Genomic DNA, 18,379 nt, shown 5'->3' with positions numbered 1-18,379 from the left:
CGCAATTTCGCTAGTTTCGTGATACATTCAGGACGAATTTACATATTTGACCAAGAAGTGAGGGGAAAAGTGGTGGAGCAAGAACTAGCAGAATTATACAATCTCATTTTAAACCCTAATACCCGTGAATGGGAACGGACATTGTTGATCCAAGCGAAAAACCAAGTAGGGGAAAGAAAACAAAGAAAAGAAATCCTTGAAATGATTGAAGTCTCTTTACGACCACTAGCACTTCGGGGGAATTTGACGCCTGACGTGATGGACTTTTATTTGAAGATCACCCATGATCCGATGGGACAAGTGTCTTACGACTTTGCGAAACACCAGATCACCGATGAACGCTATCAAGAAAAAGCCGTCTTTGCCGGGGGCTGTTTCTGGTGCTTAGTCGAACCGTTTGAAACACGGCAAGGGATTATTTCCGTGTTGTCCGGATATACTGGCGGGGAGGTCGAACATCCTAACTATGACCAAGTTAGCAGTGGCACGACTGGGCATGTGGAAGCAGTGGAGATTATTTTTGATCGGCGAATGATAAACTATGAAGAACTATTAGCGATTTTTTGGCAAGTCACCGATCCCACAGATGCCTTTGGACAGTTTCAGGATCGTGGGAATCAATACCGCTCTATCATTTTTGTAGAAAATGAAGAACAAAAAATACTAGCAGAAAAATCCAAGCAACAAGTGATCGCTTCGCATCAGTTTGCGGAACCAATCGTCACACAGATCAAGCCAGCAACAACTTTTTGGCCTGCTGAAAATTATCATCAACAATTTTACAAAAAACAACAAAAACGTTATAAGAAGATCAAGAAGTCTCATCAACAATTTTTATTTTTTAAGCGGGCAAAGAAAAAATGGTCTGGGGGAGACGAATAAGTAATCGTGTAAGTGGAAGATGTTCTGTAAAAATCAGTCATTCCCTTAAAATTGCTAGATGATTTAATAACGATTAAAATCTAATAATACTTTTAAGTAAGCGCTGTTGATTAAGTGGTACACTTATTTGAGAAACCTCTCTCAAATAAAAGAAAGAAGGTACCTATGATGAAGAAAAGGCGTTTATTGGTTTTTAGTGTTCTTTTTTTATTTTCAGTATTTTCAATATTTTCAACATTTTTTGTGGTCCATACTTATGAAAAATCAGAAAGCACCCAAACAATTATCACTGAAAGCAAACAGCATTTACTAGACAATGTGGTGGCAAAACAACGTAATAATCGAGTAAATTTGTTGGATTCGGGGTCAGGCATTTCTGCTTCTGAAAATAGTAGACCGCCAAAAGATTTTATTGATGTTTCCTCACATAATGGTTATTTATCTGTCGAAGCATATGAAACAATGAAAAACTATGGGATCACAGGTGTAGTAGTTAAGTTAACAGAAGGGGATTCTTATAGGAACCCACTGGCCCCTGAACAAGTTGCGAATGCTATCCAGGCGGGGTTGAAAGTGAGTGTCTATCATTATGCTTGGTTTAATTATGCAGAAGACACCGAAAAAGAAGCCTACTATTTATTAGCCTATCTAAAAGAATTAAATTTACCTTATTCTACTGTAGTTGTGAACGATAGTGAAAATCCTCAAATGAATCTAGCAAGAGTGACTGAAAATGCGCAAGTGTTTAGTCAGGCCATTCAAGCAGCTGGTTTTTCCCAGGTGGTTCATTATTCCAATCTTTCATGGTTTACGAATGGAACTTTAGACTTGGATGTCTTAGGAAAAGAGAATTGCTGGGTAGCACAATGGCCTCAGAATCCTTCAGAAAACGAACTTTTACATATAGAAAAAGCTGCTTGGCAATGGGCAAGTGATTTATACTTTCCAGAATTTACCGAAAAACAATTCGATATCAACACCGATTACCTAGGGATATTTACCAAATGATCCATGGTGATGATTGAGGCTAAAGAGGATTTTTGTTAGTAATTCGCCAACGATAAGCGTATAATGCACATAGAACGATAGTTATCAAAAACGAAATACACGTACGCATACTAGGAAAAAGAAGTGACGAGTCACATTTTTTGAAAGCGTATACTTGTTTAGGAGGAGAAGAATATATGTATGTAGCAAATCAGCAGCGATATGAAAAAATGACGTATCGAAAAACTGGAAAATCTGGGTTGAGATTGCCTTTGCTGTCTTTAGGATTATGGCAAAATTTTGGTGATTATGATCCTATAAGTAATCAACGGGAAATTTTACGTGGCGCATTTGATATGGGGATCACACATTTTGATTTAGCCAATAACTATGGTGGTCCAGCAGGAGCAGCAGAGAAAAACTTTGGTCGGATCTTTAAAGAAGATTTTCAAACGTATCGTGATGAAATGATCATTTCAACCAAAGCAGGTTATCACATGTGGGAAGGACCTTATGGGGAATGGGGTTCCCGTAAATCGATCATTGCTAGTTGTGATCAAAGCCTCAAACGGATGGGGTTAGATTACGTAGATATCTTCTATCATCATCGTCCTGATCCAGATACACCTTTGGAAGAAACGGCAGAAGCGCTTATGCAATTAGTTCGTCAAGGGAAAACACTGTATATTGGGATCTCCAACTACAACGGAGAAGACACGAAGAAAATGTCTGCTATCTTACGTGAAATGAACGCTCCATTTATTATCCACCAAATGCGTTACAATATGTTTTCAAGAGAGTTATTAGAAGAAGATTTAGCACCTGTTTTAGAAGAGACCGGTCTGGGAGCTATTACTTTTAGTCCTTTAGCGCAAGGGTTATTAACTAAACGCTATTTACATGGGATTCCAGAAGATTCTCGAGCCCATCGCAAAGAAATTCCTTTTCTATCAGAAGATCAAGTGACACCTACATTGGGTAAGATCAAGCAATTACAGGATTTAGCTGATTTGCGTGGACAGACATTAGCACAAATGGCTTTAGCATGGAATCTACGACAAGAGTCAGTGACCAGTGTGCTTGTAGGCGCTAGTCGACTTAGTCAATTAGAAGAAAGTGTTCGGATGATGGATAATCTTTCCTTCTCACCTGAAGAAGAACAGAAAATTGAACAAATCTTAGGACACTAACGAAAGCTGTTTTTTCCTTTTTCTCAGAAAAATAACGTAAAGGAGGAGTTGCCATGGCTCATCAAGATTACGTTCATCTGAAAACAATTGATACAGATATTCGTTCATTTATTTTACAAAAAAATAAGAAACTGACCATAGAGTCCCAAATCCCTTTTATTACCTTTATGAATTATCATTTTGAGTATATAAAAAAAAAAATCATTCAAGACCAGAATGAAACAAAAAAAATTAATCAAGAAATGCTAGAGCAGTTGAAAAATAAGCAAATCATTAGTCAAAATTTAAATACAACGATCAATCAAAAAGCGACTTTTGGTCAAAAATCAGCAGATGCAATTGCCAAGTTTGGTGGTAGTTGGCCGTTTATCTTTCTCTTTGTAGTGATTTTAGGTAGTTGGATCTTGTTGAATACGTTACATTTTTTTGGCCTATCATTTGATCGATATCCGTTCATTCTTTTGAACTTAGTGCTTTCTTGTTTAGCTGCTATCCAAGCACCGATCATTATGATGAGTCAAAACAGACAAGCAGCTAGAGATCGGATAGCAGCCGACCATGATTATCAAACAAACCTAAAAGCTGAGTTAGAAATTAGTTTGTTGCATGAAAAAATCGATTATTTGATGTCACAGCAATGGCAACAAATGCTGGAATTACAACAATTACAAATTGAGTTATTAACCCAATTAAATGAAAAATTCCAAGAAACGACAAAAAGTGAATAGTAGGACAAGCAGATGAAAATAAGCTGGAATTCGCTCAAAGGAGTCATTTTTGCGAAACTACGGCTTATTTTTTTTGATACCATGAATTAGCTACATAAAGTTATCAGAGAAATGATCAACGTTTGCACACTAATTTTAGTGTGCAAAGAAAAAAGAAGTGTGCATCGACACCGTGTTCTTTTGGAAGCGTTAGCACGACAAGGGATTAAAGCGCTTTAAAAGTTGGCACGGTAATTGCTTTATATAAAAGTGTAAGATACAAGAAAGGGAAGTGTAGAAAATGGAAAAGAAAACAATCATGCTTGTATGCTCAGCTGGAATGAGTACTAGTTTATTAGTAACAAAAATGCAAAAAGCGGCAGAAGAAAAAGGAATCGAGGCTGATATCTTTGCAGTATCTGCTTCAGATGCAGACAATCAATTAGAATCAAAAAATGTAGACGTTTTACTTTTAGGCCCACAAGTACGTTTTATGCAAAATCAATTTGCTGAAAAATTAGCACCAAAAGGAATTCCTTTAGATGTAATCAATATGCAAGATTACGGTATGATGAACGGTGCCAAAGTATTAGAACAAGCAGAATCATTAATCAATAAATAATGGAGGAAACCAACAATGCAAGAGCAAAAAAATCTTGAAGCAATCATGGGTTTGATCATGTTTGGCGGAAATGCAAAAAGCGATGCAATGGAAGCGATTGCTGCAGCGAAAAAAGGAGATTTTGAGTTAGCTGATGCAAAAATCAAAGATGCAGAAGAATCTTTAGTGCAAGCTCATCACTCTCAAACAGAAATGTTAACACAAGAAGCACAAGGTAATCATATGGAAGTGACTTTATTAACGGTTCACAGCCAAGACCATCTGATGACTTCGATTGCATTTGCAGATTTAGCAAAAGAAATCATTGATTTATATCGACGTTTAGATGCTTAAAGTAAACTGGTGAAATAGAAAAGAGGAAAGAAACATGGATAAATTTGTTGCATTTATGGAGAAACATTTTATACCTGTGGCATCAAAAATTGGTGCTCAACGTCATTTAGTAGCGATTCGTGATTCATTTATGGTCAGTATGCCTTTGATGATTTTAGGTGCGTTAGCAGTAATGATCAATAACTTGCCTATTCCTGGTTTCCAAGAATTAATGAATAAAATTTTTGGTGGCGAAGCTTGGAAAGGATTTGGCGCAGCTGCTTGGAATGGTACATTTGCGATTCTTTCAGTTTTGATCGCCTTTCTACTTGCTTATCATTTGGCAAATGGTTATCGTAAAGACGGCGTTTCTGCTGGAGTAATTTCTTTAGGTTCATTCTTCGCATTAGGCGGAGCGTTGGGCATGAGCTCAAATGGTTTATTTATTGCAATTATTGTTGGGATTATTTCAACAGAAATCTTTGTTCGTTTAAGTGGAAATGAAAAATTAATCATCAAAATGCCTGATGGCGTGCCACCAGCTGTAGCTAAAGCCTTTGCTTCATTATTACCTGCAATGATCACGATCTCATTCTTTGCTTTGATTGCTGCGATCTTTGCTGCATTTGGTGTAGATGATATCGTAGGCGCGTTTTATACAATTGTCCAAGAACCATTCATGGGACTAGCCAATTCTTATCCATCAGCTTTGTTGTTAGCATTCATTACACCATTCTTATGGTTCTTTGGATTACACGGGGCAAACATGGTAGACCCTTTGATGCAAACAATCAATGCACCAGCAATCGAAGCGAATGTTAATGCGATTGCTGCTGGTCATAGCGCACCATACATTGTAAACAAACCTTTCTTTGATAGCTTTGTCAACTTAGGTGGTACAGGGGCAACATTAGGTCTGTTACTAGCGATTTATTTAGTGGGACGTAGAAATAAACCTTATATGGTTGTTACGAACTTGTCGATCGCACCAGGTGTTTTCAATATCAATGAACCAACAATGTTTGGTTTACCAATCGTATTGAACCCAATTATGTTTATTCCGTTTATTTTAACCCCAATGGTTTTAGTATCTGTTGCTTATTTTGCTACTGCTACCGGACTAGTTCCAGCTGCAACGGTGATGCCACCATGGGTAACACCACCAGTAATCGGTGGGGTATTAGCAACAAAAAGTATCGCTGGCGGTGTCTTAGCTGCTATCAACTTAATCTTATCTGTCTTGATTTACCTACCATTTGTGAAAGTAGCGACAGTTCAAGAAAAAAGAAAAGAAGCATTAAACGGCTAAAAGCACATAAAAGAAAGAAACAGCACATACAATCAAAAGTAGCTATTCTTTAGTGAAAAGATCTTGTTTCGTTTAATGAGCGATCAAAAAAAACAGTTGTCTGACAGAGGTCATGACAACTGTTTTTTTTTGGATAAATGGCTCAAGGATTGCTTTCTTTTTTCTTAGTGAAAAAGAAGGATAAAAGGAGGTTTTTTTGGAGTTTAAAAAAAACCATTTCGATAACAAGCGTGCTATAATAGTGCAAATGTATAGGGGAGTGAAAGGACGAAATGAAAGGTTATGAGTTGGTTAAGATCAGAGAAAGACCTGAATGGTTGGAACAGGCAGCGCAATGGTTTACGTCAAAATGGCATCTTCCGCTTTCCTTTTACCAAGAGAGCATGGAAGATTCTCTTCAATCATCTAACGCTGTTCCTCAATGGTATATAGTCGTGACGTCAGAACAAAAAATTATCGCTGGAGCAGGGGTCATCGCGAATGATTTTCATGATCGTCCAGATTTGACTCCGAATGTTTGTGCGTTGTTTGTTGAAAAAGAATATCGTAATCAAGGAATTGCCAAAGAGATTTTATCATTTATTCGAAAGGATATGGGGGCGCTTGGGATTTCGCAGCTCTATGTAGCGACTGACCATACAGGTTTTTATGAAAGATATGAGTGGGAATATCTGACGACAGTGCAAGATAATGAAGGGATCCCGGTTTATTTATATCAACTAGCGATTTTTACAACGTGATCGGAGTTGATTACTCAAAAGGGTTCTTTATCTGATCAGTAATCTTTTGTTTCTGGTGAGCAATGCCAAGAAAAATCGGAAATTGTTTCTTGATGCTATTTTTGTTGGTATATTGGTTATTCGAGTATTATTAGTGGACGGTCCCATTTTTTAGCTTCAAAAAAATTCCAGGAGCAATAGAAAGTTCTATCAGTCCTGGAATTTAGAATGGTTGATTTGTTGGAAAAGCATGAATGAGCTCGCTGTCCTAAATAGGCGTTCCGTCTTTTTACCGAAAAATTAGGAAGCTTTCTTATTCATTCTTTTTTTTCGCTCTTTTTTTGTTTTTTTTTTCTCGTCATAGATGAAGACATTACGTACTATTTTCAAAATAGGTCGTGCAGTCAAAAAGATCGCTCCTACTAGATAACAATAGGTACTATAACGGTCTGGAATATCTGTTAACAACGCTACGCTTCCAAAAATATAAAAAATCCCTGTTAATAAATCAACTGCAAGAGACAATAATGTATAGCGGTTCTGGAAATAAAGACGAAAACGTTGTCCAGCAATTTCGATATCTTCTTCTTTCCCAATATCTATTTCATGGCTTTTTCGTTTTATTTCTGGCATCTCTCACTCACCTATCTGTGAACAAAGCTAAGGTTTCAAAACAACTTTGATATTTTTATCTTCTTTTTTGTCAAAAATCTCGTATGCTCGGGCAGCATCAGCTAAAGGCATCGCATGTGTGATGATTTGGGTTGGATCGAACAGACCCGCAGCAATCATCTCGTAAATTTTAGGCATCAAATGAACGATCGGTGCCTGACCATGCTTCACTGTGATATCTCTCATGAAAAATTCTTGTAGTGGGTACGAAGAAGCTGGGGTCATATAAACACCAGTGATTTGTACGGTTCCAAATTTTTTGACAGCTTGCGCAGCCATTTGGATCGGTGAAATCGTCCCGCTTTGCAAACTAACGAGATTCTTAGCTTTTTCTTTCACTGGTTCCAAGCCATCCATCCCTACACAATCAATGATGACATCAGCGCCACCTTTTGCTAATTCGTAAAGTTCTTTCCCAGCAGACTGAGTATCTTCTAACAAATAAGTTTCTACATGATTGTAACGAGCGGCTTTATCAATACGATGTTGGACCGGATCGACAGCAATCACTCGCTCTGCTCCTGCCATAGCGGCAAATTTTTGTGCAAACAACCCAACTGGTCCTGACCCTAAGACCACTACAGTATCGCCTTTTTTTACGTTGGCATTTTGAACGCTCCAATAAGCAGTTGGAAGGATATCAGATAAGAAAAGGACTTTTTCATCTGCAAGATCATTGTCAGGTACGATAAACGAAGTGCTATCAGCAAACGGTACCCGAAGATACTCAGCTTGACCACCCCAATGATTCCCATTTAAACGGCCAAAGCCAAATAAACCACCATAAAGTTGATCTGGATTTGAGCGATCACATTGACTTTCCATCTCATGGGTACAGAAATGACAATGCCCACAACTAATATTAAAAGGAATAACGACCCGCTGTCCCTTTTTTAGTTTTTTTACTGCAGGACCTACTTCTTCAACAATCCCCATTGGTTCATGACCAACGACATATCCTTTTTCTAAAACAGCCTCCCCATGATGATAGAGGTGAAGATCCGAGCCGCAAATCGCAGTAGCGGTAATTCGAATAATAGCATCTGTCGGTTCCACGATTTTTGGATCATCTACGTTTCTGATTTCCATTTTTTGGTTTCCTTGCCAGGTAACAGCTTTCATGAAATAAAACTCCTTTCTTCAAACCCTATAACATGTCATTTTTTGAACGAACAGCTAATTTCATTCTAAAGGAGGAGCTGGCTTTTGAGTAGTGAAACGCTTTTAGTAAAGGGGAAATCACTTTAAAATAACTAGTGTATTATTTGGTTTACATTGAGAAGCTCTATAGTTAGAAGTATAATTAAATTATGTTGATTTCTTAGGTTAAGTAAATAACAGATTAAAAAATAGATCAAAAGGGAGGTTATTTGTGATAAAAGAAAAAAAGGGAGAACAAATCAGAAAACTGATGGTCACATTTGCTTGTTCAGTGACTTTGTTTGTGATTATTTCCGTAGGAATCATTCAAGTGACGTTTTTTGATCAGGCGTATTTACTCGGTCAAATCGAAAAAACAAAGTATAGCGAATTGGTCCTCGCAGAAGCTGCTCAGAATTTTCGGAAAGAAAACACAGAAGAAAGTGAATTTTCAGAGGTCGTTGCAACGGCACTTTCACCAAGTTTTGTCGAAGAAGCTCTTCGACCATTTATTCAACATACATATGAAGAAACAAATTATGAGCTAAGAGACAGCAATGAGGTGAGTGAGAAAATTGCTCAAGCGGTGGCTACAATTGCAACAAAAAAACAACTGACTATCGATAAAGAGGAAAAAAATAAAATCGAGACAATGATCTTTATTTACATGTATCACTTCCAAAGTGCATTAGGTGATCGATACTTGACTATTTTTATCGAAAACATCGTGTCTGCTCGAAAAATAGTGGTACCTCTTTTTTACATCTGTCTGGGTCTATTGGCGTTTTGGCTAGTCTATTTATATCGGTTAATTAACAAAACACCCTTTTCTTTCCTGCGTTACGGTATGTTTATTTTGGGAACGACTGGAAGTATGTTTTGTGTTTTAGCAGGATTGCTTTATATACAAGACGTTTTACATAATATAGCTTTTCATTCACAAGCGACTTTACAATTAATGACACATTACGTGCAAGATCTACTGATGTATCCAGCGATTATTGGGGGCATTCTTTTGTTTTGTGCTGTATTATTCGGTGGGGGAAGTAAGCTTCTGCAGAAACGGCAAAATAAAAAGTGGCTGAAAACTGGAAGCAGTACCTTAAAAAAGCCTAAGATAATAGCTAAATAAAAATCATTCGTTGAATGATGAAATACTAAAAAACGACTGTCACTCCCGTTACTAGGAAGTGACAGTCATTTTTTGTTGCGGTTGTTCCTTGTTGATACCTTATTGCATCGATCATTCAAACATTTTCTTAGCAGCACGCATCAATGTAGGAATATCTTTGTCATATCTTGGAGTTTTAACAAGACGTGACATTGGAATACCAGCAAAATGGAAAGCAGCGATCTCGCCAGAGCGTACGGCACTTTGTTCCGTAAAGATCATTTGATAAGGTTGTTCGACAAATTCTCCAGTAAATGCCAAGTTCGTTGAGTGTTGAGGAATCACTTTTGGTCGGTCGCTTTTTGCTCGATTATTAAATAATGCAGAAGCATAAGGCATATACACAGGAATATTATTCACAACGCTATCAAAAATCTCGGTTTCCTTCGTTCGAATATTTTCAGGACCAGGATCGACTTTCGAAAGTTGTCCGATCAATTCTTCTAACATTTCTTTCCCAGTCATCTTGATATATTGCTTATCCACAAATTCTCCACGACGTCGAGGGTATAAGAAATATCCCCAAATGACGGTTTCGTTTGGTTTTTGTGAAGTAAAATGTGGTTGGTGATGAACGACGATCGACATGTTGACATCTTTTTGTCCGAGTGGCGTGATTGGTGTAGTGGAGATAAATGAATTCAATGCATTACCAGGGACTTGTGTCGTGATCCGAGTAATTTCATTTAAAAGCAAATGATCCTTAGTTGTTAAAGTGAAACTGACCCATTCGCTGGCATCACGATCGGCAAAAAATTTGTCAGGGTTACCTAAATTATAGAAACGTTCACTGGCTTTCTTCCACAAGCTAGAAGCAGCACCATAATCCATATTTTCAACAGCTGGTGTATCGTAGTCACCTAGTGTAGCCGAATCAGTAATTGATCCGTTAGTGAAAAACACACCCGTATCACCATCAACCACGACGTGTTCTTCCTCATTGGTTAACGTGTTGATCATTTTTAAGCCAGTCACTGTAATTTCATCTTGCATCGGAGTTTCTTTGAATTCCCAATCGACTACGCGGCGGTTCAAAATGATTTGACATCCTTGGTCTTTTAAATAATTGATCAATGGCAACATGATACTTTCATACTGATTATAGCGAGTTCGGTTTACTCCTACCAAATGTTCGATTTGTGTAAATTCATAAATCATTTGATGCATATAGCGACGAAGTTCTTGGGCAGAACTACGAGTACGAAAAGCAAAAGTTGTTTCCCACATAAACCAAAAGTTTGTCTCAAAGAAGTGAGGATCATCTTTAAAGTATTCTTCAATTGTGACATTATCTAATTTTTCTTCTTCTGAATCAGGCATGGCGATCAGCTTAGTCAATAACAAACGATCTTTATTGTTAAATCCTAGTTTGCCTCCGTCAATAATTCCTTTGCCGCCTTCCATCAAACGTGCTTTATCAAATGTTCGGTGTTTTGCATCAAAATCTCTAGTATCTTCAGCCGCAGTCATTCCTGGTTCGGTGACAGAGGGGATTCGGCTTAAGAGATCCATCAAATCCACGTATGTTCGATAATTGAGCATACGTCCACCACGGGCGATATAGCCCTTTTTGTTTTCTAAGGGATGATTTTTATTCCAATATTCATCGACAACGGTATCCGTTGGGGCACCATCATTGGAGCCATGGTCATCTAAAGAATAAAACGTAATCTGATCACCACGCCAGTTTCCTTCTTGAATCAAATAAACAGCAGCTGCCATATTGGCGATTCCAGCGCCAATCATTATTGCTTTACTTTTTCTCATTGTGATTCCTCCAGTATTTTACAAGTGAACAGTCTGACGATTCGTTTCTTTAACTAGATCGATTCAAATTCATCATACAAATGACGATCATCTTCTAACAAGCCTGTCTTTTTACCAAGATAAACAGCACCCAATGTTAATATGCCTAGTCCAATACCTAGTTTGATCCATTTTTTACTCATAAGATGTTCCTCCTTTGTTTTTTCTCTCGTCCTTCTATGTAAAAGGATAGAACCTTTCATTCTAATTGCCAAATGATAGGGTAACCAAATATCCAAACTTTGGACAGATTGAACAGAGTGTCTAATTTTGAGCACAAGTAAGTCAATGGAATCGAAAAGTTGGTCAGCTGAAAAAATGGAAAGCTTGGGAAGAAAATCAAGATTGGCAGAAAATCTGGAAAGAATGGTTTGCCAGATAGCAATGAAAGGATATGTAAGAGGTTTGTGTTATTTTATATCTGATGAATCATTAGGTAATTAGAATTATTTTTTGAAAAAAGTTTCATTAGATTTGATTTTAAAATCAAAATTCTAAATAAAATGCTTTCAAAAATAAAAATCGCATAAAAATTTTGTGTTATAGTAAAACTGTTAAAAATCCTATATATAACAAAAAAAGGCAAAATAAAAAAGCACCGAGACAGTGCTTGCTTTAAAAGCTGATAACGGACAATGCCTTATTTTAACTCGCTATGTTGATTTGAATGCTACCAACAAATTGATTATAGCATAATACCAAAGAGTTACAAGTAGAAAAAGAAAATCACTTTGTCTAACTATTCATGATGGTTGGCAATTGTAAAGAAGACAACTTGCTAAGTTGTGTAAATGTTAAAAGAAGGGATGGATAGTGAATGACAAAGGACTATACGATTGGTTTAGATATAGGAACCAATTCTGTGGGCTGGGCGGTACTAACAGATGATTATCAATTAATGAAAAGGAAAATGAGCGTTCACGGAAATACTGAAAAAAAGAAAATCAAAAAAAATTTTTGGGGCGCACGATTATTTGATGAAGGTCAAACAGCGGAGTTTAGAAGAACTAAGCGAACGAATCGCCGAAGATTGGCTCGCAGAAAATATCGACTCAGCAAATTACAAGATCTTTTTGCTGAAGAACTCTGCAAACAAGATGACTGCTTTTTTGTACGTTTGGAAGAAAGCTTCTTAGTTCCAGAAGAAAAACAATACAAACCAGCATCGATTTTCCCCACGTTAGAGGAAGAAAAAGAATATTATCAAAAATATCCGACAATCTATCATTTGCGCCAAAAGTTAGTCGATTCAACGGAAAAAGAAGATCTCCGTTTGGTTTATCTGGCATTGGCTCATCTATTGAAATATCGTGGTCATTTTTTGTTTGAAGGAGACTTGGATACGGAGAATACCTCTATTGAAGAAAGCTTTCGTGTTTTTTTAGAACAGTATGGCAAACAATCAGATCAACCACTGATCGTTCACCAACCCGTTTTAACTATTTTGACAGATAAATTATCGAAGACGAAAAAAGTGGAAGAAATCCTCAAATATTATCCTACAGAAAAAATCAACAGCTTTTTTGCTCAATGTTTAAAATTGATCGTTGGGAATCAAGCGAACTTTAAACGTATATTTGATTTGGAAGTAGAAGTAAAACTCCAATTTTCAAAGGAAACCTATGAAGAAGATCTGGAGTCTTTGTTAGAAAAAATCGGTGATGAGTACCTAGATATCTTTTTGCAAGCGAAGAAAGTCCATGATGCGATCTTATTATCAGAGATTATTTCTTCAACTGTCAAACATACGCAAGCAAAACTGTCTTCAGGGATGGTCGAACGGTATGAACGGCATAAAGCTGATTTGGCAAAATTCAAACAATTTGTGAAAGAAAACGTACCGCAAAAAGCAACGGTTTTTTTCAAAGATACCACCAAAAATGGTTATGCTGGTTATATCAAAGGAAAAACAACTCAAGAAGAATTTTATAAATTCGTCAAAAAAGAGCTAAGTGGGATAGTAGGAAGTGAACCTTTTCTAGAAAAAATCGATCAAGAAACCTTTTTATTGAAACAACGTACTTATACCAATGGGGTTATTCCTCATCAAGTACATTTAACAGAATTGAAAGCGATCATTAATCAACAAAAACAACATTATCCATTTCTAGAAGAAGCAGGACCAAAAATCATTGCGTTATTCAAATTTCGAATCCCTTATTATGTCGGTCCTTTGGCAAAAGAACAAGAGGCTAGTTCTTTTGCTTGGATCGAGCGGAAAACAGCTGAAAAAATCAATCCGTGGAATTTTTCAGAAGTCGTAGATATCGAAAAATCAGCGATGCGTTTTATTCAAAGAATGACAAAGCAAGATACGTATTTACCGACAGAAAAAGTACTTCCTAAAAATAGCTTACTTTATCAAAAATATATGATTTTCAATGAACTAACCAAAGTGAGCTATAAAGATGAACGAGGTGTGAAACAGTATTTTTCCGGTGATGAGAAACAGCAGATTTTTAAACAGTTGTTTCAAAAAGAGCGAGGGAAAATCACTGTCAAAAAATTACAAAACTTTTTGTATACGCATTACCATATTGAAAATGCCCAGATTTTTGGTATTGAAAAAGCATTTAATGCTTCGTATAGCACGTATCATGATTTTATGAAATTAGCAAAAACAAACCAAAAAGCCATGCAAGAGTGGTTGGAACAGCCCGAAATGGAACCGATTTTTGAGGATATCGTAAAAATACTCACCATTTTTGAAGACCGGCAAATGATTAAACATCAATTAAGTAAGTATCAAGAGGTCTTCGGTGAAAAGTTGCTCAAAGAATTTGCAAGAAAACATTACACTGGCTGGGGAAGATTCTCAGCTAAATTGATCCATGGCATCAGAGATCGAAAAACGAATAAAACGATCCTTGATTATCTAATCAACGATGATGACGTTCCGGCTAACCGTAACCGTAATTTGATGCAGCTGATCAATGATGAGCATTTATCTTTTAAAGAAGAAATTGCAAAAGCAACGGTGTTTTCTAAACATAAATCATTAGTTGACGTCATACAAGACTTACCAGGAAGTCCGGCGATCAAAAAAGGAATTTGGCAAAGTCTTAAAATCGTGGAAGAACTGATTGCGATCATTGGATACAAACCAAAGAATATCGTGATCGAAATGGCAAGAGAAAACCAAAAAACGCATCGGACGAAACCACGTCTTAAAGCTTTAGAAAATGGGTTGAAACAGATAGGAAGCACGTTATTAAAAGAACAGCCAACAGATAACAAAGCGCTACAAAAAGAACGGTTGTACCTGTACTATTTGCAAAATGGCAGAGATATGTATACGGGAGAACCGCTAGAAATCGAGAATCTTCACCAATACGAAGTGGATCATATCATACCGAGAAGTTTTATTGTGGATAATTCTATTGATAACAAGGTGTTAGTTGCTAGTAAACAAAATCAAAAGAAGCGCGACGATGTGCCGAGTAAACAAATAGTCAACGAGCAACGGATCTTTTGGAATCAACTGAAAGAAGCCAAATTGATTAGTCCCAAAAAATATGCGTATTTAACTAAAATTGAACTGACACCAGAGGATAAAGCTCGTTTTATTCAGCGGCAATTAGTCGAAACGAGACAAATCACGAAACATGTTGCGAATATTTTACATCAATCGTTTAATCAGGAAGAGGAAGGAACAGATTGTGATGGGGTACAGATTATTACGCTAAAAGCAACATTGACGAGCCAATTCAGACAAACTTTTGGGCTTTATAAAGTACGTGAGATCAATCCACATCATCATGCGCATGATGCGTATTTAAATGGTTTCATTGCGAATGTTTTGTTAAAACGGTACCCTAAATTAGCACCTGAATTTGTCTATGGAAAGTATGTCAAATATAGTTTAGCAAGAGAAAATAAAGCTACCGCTAAAAAAGAATTTTATTCCAATATTTTAAAGTTCCTTGAATCAGACGAACCGTTTTGCGATGAAAATGGGGAAATTTATTGGGAAAAAAGCCATCATCTCCCACGGATCAAAAAAGTTCTTAGCTCCCATCAAGTGAATGTAGTGAAAAAAGTCGAACAACAAAAAGGTGGTTTCTATAAGGAAACGGTCAATTCAAAAGAAAAACCTGATAAACTGATCGAACGGAAAAATAATTGGGATGTGACGAAGTACGGTGGTTTTGGAAGTCCAGTCATTGCCTATGCCATTGCGTTTGTTTATGCCAAAGGGAAGACACAAAAGAAAACCAGGGCAATTGAAGGAATTACCATCATGGAACAAGCGGCTTTTGAAAAAGATCCGACTACATTTTTAAAAGAAAAAGGCTTTCCTCAGGTGACAGAGTTTATCAAATTGCCAAAATATACCTTGTTTGAGTTTGATAATGGGCGCAGAAGATTCCTGGCAAGTCACAAGGAGTCGCAAAAAGGGAATCCTTTCATCTTATCGGACCAATTAGTAACCTTGTTATACCATGCGCAGCATTATGACAAAATCACCTATCAAGAAAGTTTTGACTACGTCAATACTCATCTTTCTGATTTCTCAGCCATCTTAACCGAAGTTCTCGCTTTTGCAGAAAAGTATACACTTGCGGATAAAAATATAGAGCGAATTCAAGAACTCTATGAAGAAAACAAATATGGAGAGACTTCGATGATCGCACAATCCTTTTTGCAGTTGTTACAGTTCAATGCGATAGGTGCTCCAGCAGACTTTAAATTTTTCGGAGTAACGATCCCTCGAAAACGTTATACCAGCTTAACAGAGATTTGGGATGCTACGATCATTTACCAGTCGGTCACTGGTTTATACGAAACGAGGATAAGGATGGGTGACTTATGGGCTGGCGAACAGTAGTAATCAATACCCATTCTAAACTGACTTATGCAAATAATCATCTGGTGTTTAAAAATGCGCAACAAACGGAAAAAATCCATTTGTCTGAGATCGATATCCTTATTTTAGAAACAACCGATATCACGATCACGACAATGTTGTTGAAGCGTTTAACAGATGAAAAAATCTTAGTGATATTTTGCGATGACAAGCGATTGCCGTCATCGCAATTATTCTCCTATTATGGGCGACATGATAGTAGTTTGCAGTTATCTAAACAAATTCAGTGGGAATCGGACTTGAAGGGCGTAGTTTGGACAACGATCATTGCCCAAAAGATCCATAACCAATGTCGTTTTTTACAAGAAAATGATTTTGTTGAAAAGGCATCTGCGCTTTCCAAGTTATCAGAAGAATTGGAAACATTTGATCCGACGAATCGTGAAGGGCATGCGGCAAGAATCTACTTTCAAACGTTGTTTGGTAATCAATTCACGCGGGAGGAGTCGAATGAAATCAATGCGGGGTTAGATTACGGTTATACGCTGCTAATGAGTTTGTTTGCAAGAGAAATCGTTAAAAATGGTTGTATGACACAATTCGGTTTAAAACATGCGAACCAATTTAATGATTTTAATCTAGCAAGTGACTTGATGGAACCATTTCGTCCGCTAGTTGATCAAATTGTTTATACATATCGTGATCAACCTTTCCCGATTATCAAAAGAAGGCTGTTTGATTTGTTTTCACAAAAGTATTTATATGGGAAAAAAGAAATGTTCTTAACGAATATCGTGTCGGATTACACCAATAAAACGATTAAAACATTGAATAATGAAGGGAAAGGAGTTCCTTATTTCGGAATATGAGTTATCGTTACATGAGAATGTTATTAATGTTTGATCTGTCGACAGAGACGAGCGATGATCGAAAAGTTTATCGAAGGTTCAGAAAGTTTTTACTGAGTGAAGGTTTTATCATGCATCAATTTTCAGTATATAGTAAGTTTTTGTTGAACGGTACTGCTAATCAAGCGATGCTCGGTCGATTAAAAGCCCATCATCCTAAAAAGGGCTTAGTTACCTTACTAACGGTCACTGAAAAACAATTTTCACGAATGGTTTATTTGTGTGGGGAAAAAGACCTGAGTCCAGCTAATTCAGATGAACGAGTCATTTTTTTAGGAGAGGATGTGGAGGATGAACCTTAACTTTTCTTTATTAGAACAACCGATAAGCTTTGAAAAAACGCTGATTTTTGTAATTGAAGATGTGGAAGTTTTTTCAAAAGTCGTTCATGGAGTTTACCAGTATGGTGAAAATAGCATGTTAAAGTTTTTCAATGATAAATTACAGCTACTCAAACCATCAGAATTGATGGTTGTGACGGATATCTTAAGTTTTGATAGCCAAGCTCCAACTACATTGAAGCTGATCTATGCTGACTTAGAGCAACAATTAAATGAAAACATCGAACTAAAATCAAGGATTGATCAATTAACCACCAAGGTTCAGGAAGGGATTAGTGAGGAACTCTTAGAACATGAATTAGATTTAGTCTGTGAAGAAATGAGTATGGTTGAGCTATTCAAAGCATTAAAAATAAGAATTACGACGCAACCAGAATCAATCTTTCAAAAAATAATGGAGATTTTACAGATTTATAAGTATCTAGTGAAAAAGAAATGCTTGGTTTTTATCAATGTTGGAGCGTACTTAACAACCACAGAAATGGCTGAACTACAGGAATATATTTCTTTGTGTCATATGCCTGTCCTTTTTATCGAACCACGAAAAATAAAAGGATTGAAGCAAACTGTTTTAGATCAAGACTATTTTTTGTGTGAAGAAATGTGGTAAAATAAGAACAATCAAAATAACAAAAAAACAGCATGAATGAGCATTCAAGACGAAAGTTTTGCTATGGACGAGTAGCGCGATTACGAGATTTCGTGAGAAAAAAATTTTTCTGCGAGGTTTTAGAGCTATGTTGTTTTGAATGCTTCCAAAACTTACTAAAATTTGAGAAATTCTAAAAATGAGTTTTAGAGCTATG

Annotated in this window: 17 protein-coding genes and 1 CRISPR repeat array (1 of these 18 only partly in view); of the genes, 13 read left to right on the top strand and 4 right to left on the bottom strand. The window is 36.8% G+C overall.

Annotated features, from left to right (window positions below):
• The first annotated feature begins 72 nt into the window (after positions 1-72).
• From msrA to AB5M32_RS11315, 8 genes are all read left to right on the top strand, one after another.
• Positions 73-882, top strand: coding sequence for a peptide-methionine (S)-S-oxide reductase MsrA (msrA, locus tag AB5M32_RS11350; RefSeq protein WP_178287099.1), 810 nt, complete (start codon positions 73-75; stop codon positions 880-882).
• A 168-nt stretch (positions 883-1,050) separates the two neighbouring features.
• A complete protein-coding gene (locus tag AB5M32_RS11345) occupies positions 1,051-1,890 on the top strand; it encodes a GH25 family lysozyme (RefSeq protein ID WP_081128853.1) in 840 nt (279 codons plus the stop codon).
• A gap of 176 nt (positions 1,891-2,066) precedes the next feature.
• A complete protein-coding gene (locus tag AB5M32_RS11340; RefSeq protein WP_010721005.1) occupies positions 2,067-3,059 on the top strand; it encodes an aldo/keto reductase in 993 nt (330 codons plus the stop codon).
• A gap of 53 nt (positions 3,060-3,112) precedes the next feature.
• Complete coding sequence (locus AB5M32_RS11335; RefSeq protein WP_178287100.1) at positions 3,113-3,787, top strand: DUF1003 domain-containing protein; 675 nt, start codon at positions 3,113-3,115, stop codon at positions 3,785-3,787.
• 280 nt (positions 3,788-4,067) lie between these two features.
• Positions 4,068-4,388, top strand: a complete 321-nt coding sequence (locus tag AB5M32_RS11330; protein ID WP_010721003.1) for a PTS sugar transporter subunit IIB — start codon at positions 4,068-4,070, stop codon at positions 4,386-4,388.
• Positions 4,389-4,403: 15 nt separating this feature from the next.
• The gene (locus AB5M32_RS11325; RefSeq protein WP_178287102.1) at positions 4,404-4,721 is read left to right on the top strand and encodes a PTS lactose/cellobiose transporter subunit IIA; all 318 of its coding nucleotides are present in this window, start codon (positions 4,404-4,406) and stop codon (positions 4,719-4,721) included.
• 34 nt (positions 4,722-4,755) lie between these two features.
• Entirely contained in the window at positions 4,756-6,009 is a 1,254-nt protein-coding gene (locus AB5M32_RS11320) for a PTS sugar transporter subunit IIC (RefSeq protein WP_010721001.1), read from the top strand.
• A 272-nt stretch (positions 6,010-6,281) separates the two neighbouring features.
• Positions 6,282-6,749 (top strand): GNAT family N-acetyltransferase, encoded by a 468-nt coding sequence (locus tag AB5M32_RS11315; RefSeq protein ID WP_010737001.1) that lies wholly within the window; start codon positions 6,282-6,284, stop codon positions 6,747-6,749.
• Between the two features lie 279 nt (positions 6,750-7,028).
• Here the strand turns inward: AB5M32_RS11315 and AB5M32_RS11310 are convergent, their stop codons facing one another.
• Both AB5M32_RS11310 and AB5M32_RS11305 read right to left on the bottom strand, forming a co-directional pair.
• Positions 7,029-7,361: a YrhK family protein gene (locus tag AB5M32_RS11310; RefSeq protein ID WP_178287104.1), complete on the bottom strand. Its 333-nt coding sequence runs from the start codon at positions 7,359-7,361 to the stop codon at positions 7,029-7,031.
• Between the two features lie 27 nt (positions 7,362-7,388).
• Positions 7,389-8,522 (bottom strand): alcohol dehydrogenase catalytic domain-containing protein, encoded by a 1,134-nt coding sequence (locus tag AB5M32_RS11305; protein WP_010737002.1) that lies wholly within the window; start codon positions 8,520-8,522, stop codon positions 7,389-7,391.
• Positions 8,523-8,772: 250 nt separating this feature from the next.
• On the opposite strand from AB5M32_RS11305, the gene AB5M32_RS11300 reads away from it, so the two are divergent.
• Positions 8,773-9,672, top strand: coding sequence for a hypothetical protein (locus AB5M32_RS11300; protein ID WP_256736275.1), 900 nt, complete (start codon positions 8,773-8,775; stop codon positions 9,670-9,672).
• A gap of 111 nt (positions 9,673-9,783) precedes the next feature.
• Here AB5M32_RS11300 and AB5M32_RS11295 read toward each other — a convergent pair whose 3' ends face one another.
• Together AB5M32_RS11295 and AB5M32_RS11290 are read right to left on the bottom strand one after the other, a co-directional pair.
• Complete coding sequence (locus AB5M32_RS11295; protein WP_178287106.1) at positions 9,784-11,478, bottom strand: oleate hydratase; 1,695 nt, start codon at positions 11,476-11,478, stop codon at positions 9,784-9,786.
• A gap of 53 nt (positions 11,479-11,531) precedes the next feature.
• Positions 11,532-11,660: a hypothetical protein gene (locus AB5M32_RS11290; protein WP_010720995.1), complete on the bottom strand. Its 129-nt coding sequence runs from the start codon at positions 11,658-11,660 to the stop codon at positions 11,532-11,534.
• Positions 11,661-12,334: 674 nt separating this feature from the next.
• Between AB5M32_RS11290 and cas9 the strand changes: the two genes are divergently transcribed.
• The 4 genes from cas9 to csn2 are packed head-to-tail and all read left to right on the top strand — an operon-like array spanning position 12,335 to position 18,183.
• Positions 12,335-16,345 carry a type II CRISPR RNA-guided endonuclease Cas9 gene (cas9, locus tag AB5M32_RS11285; RefSeq protein ID WP_178287108.1) on the top strand — a complete coding sequence of 1,337 codons (4,011 nt, stop codon included), beginning with the start codon at positions 12,335-12,337 and terminating at the stop codon, positions 16,343-16,345.
• A complete protein-coding gene (cas1, locus tag AB5M32_RS11280) occupies positions 16,327-17,193 on the top strand; it encodes a type II CRISPR-associated endonuclease Cas1 (RefSeq protein WP_368024466.1) in 867 nt (288 codons plus the stop codon). Before cas9 ends, cas1 begins: the two co-directional genes overlap by 19 nt.
• Positions 17,190-17,534 (top strand): CRISPR-associated endonuclease Cas2, encoded by a 345-nt coding sequence (cas2, locus tag AB5M32_RS11275; protein WP_178287112.1) that lies wholly within the window; start codon positions 17,190-17,192, stop codon positions 17,532-17,534. Before cas1 ends, cas2 begins: the two co-directional genes overlap by 4 nt.
• On the top strand, positions 17,524-18,183 hold the full coding sequence (gene csn2, locus AB5M32_RS11270) for a type II-A CRISPR-associated protein Csn2 (RefSeq protein ID WP_178287114.1): 660 nt from the start codon (positions 17,524-17,526) through the stop codon (positions 18,181-18,183). The genes cas2 and csn2 overlap by 11 nt, the downstream gene beginning before the upstream one ends.
• Before the next feature lie 116 nt (positions 18,184-18,299).
• Positions 18,300-18,379: a CRISPR direct-repeat array (repeat unit 36 nt; unit sequence GTTTTAGAGCTATGTTGTTTTGAATGCTTCCAAAAC); it runs 157 nt beyond the window's last position.

Source organism: Enterococcus sp. C57 (assembly GCF_040887305.1).
Taxonomy (GTDB): Bacteria; Bacillota; Bacilli; order Lactobacillales; family Enterococcaceae; genus Enterococcus_B; species Enterococcus_B hirae.
This window is presented reverse-complemented; position numbering and strand designations above follow the sequence as displayed.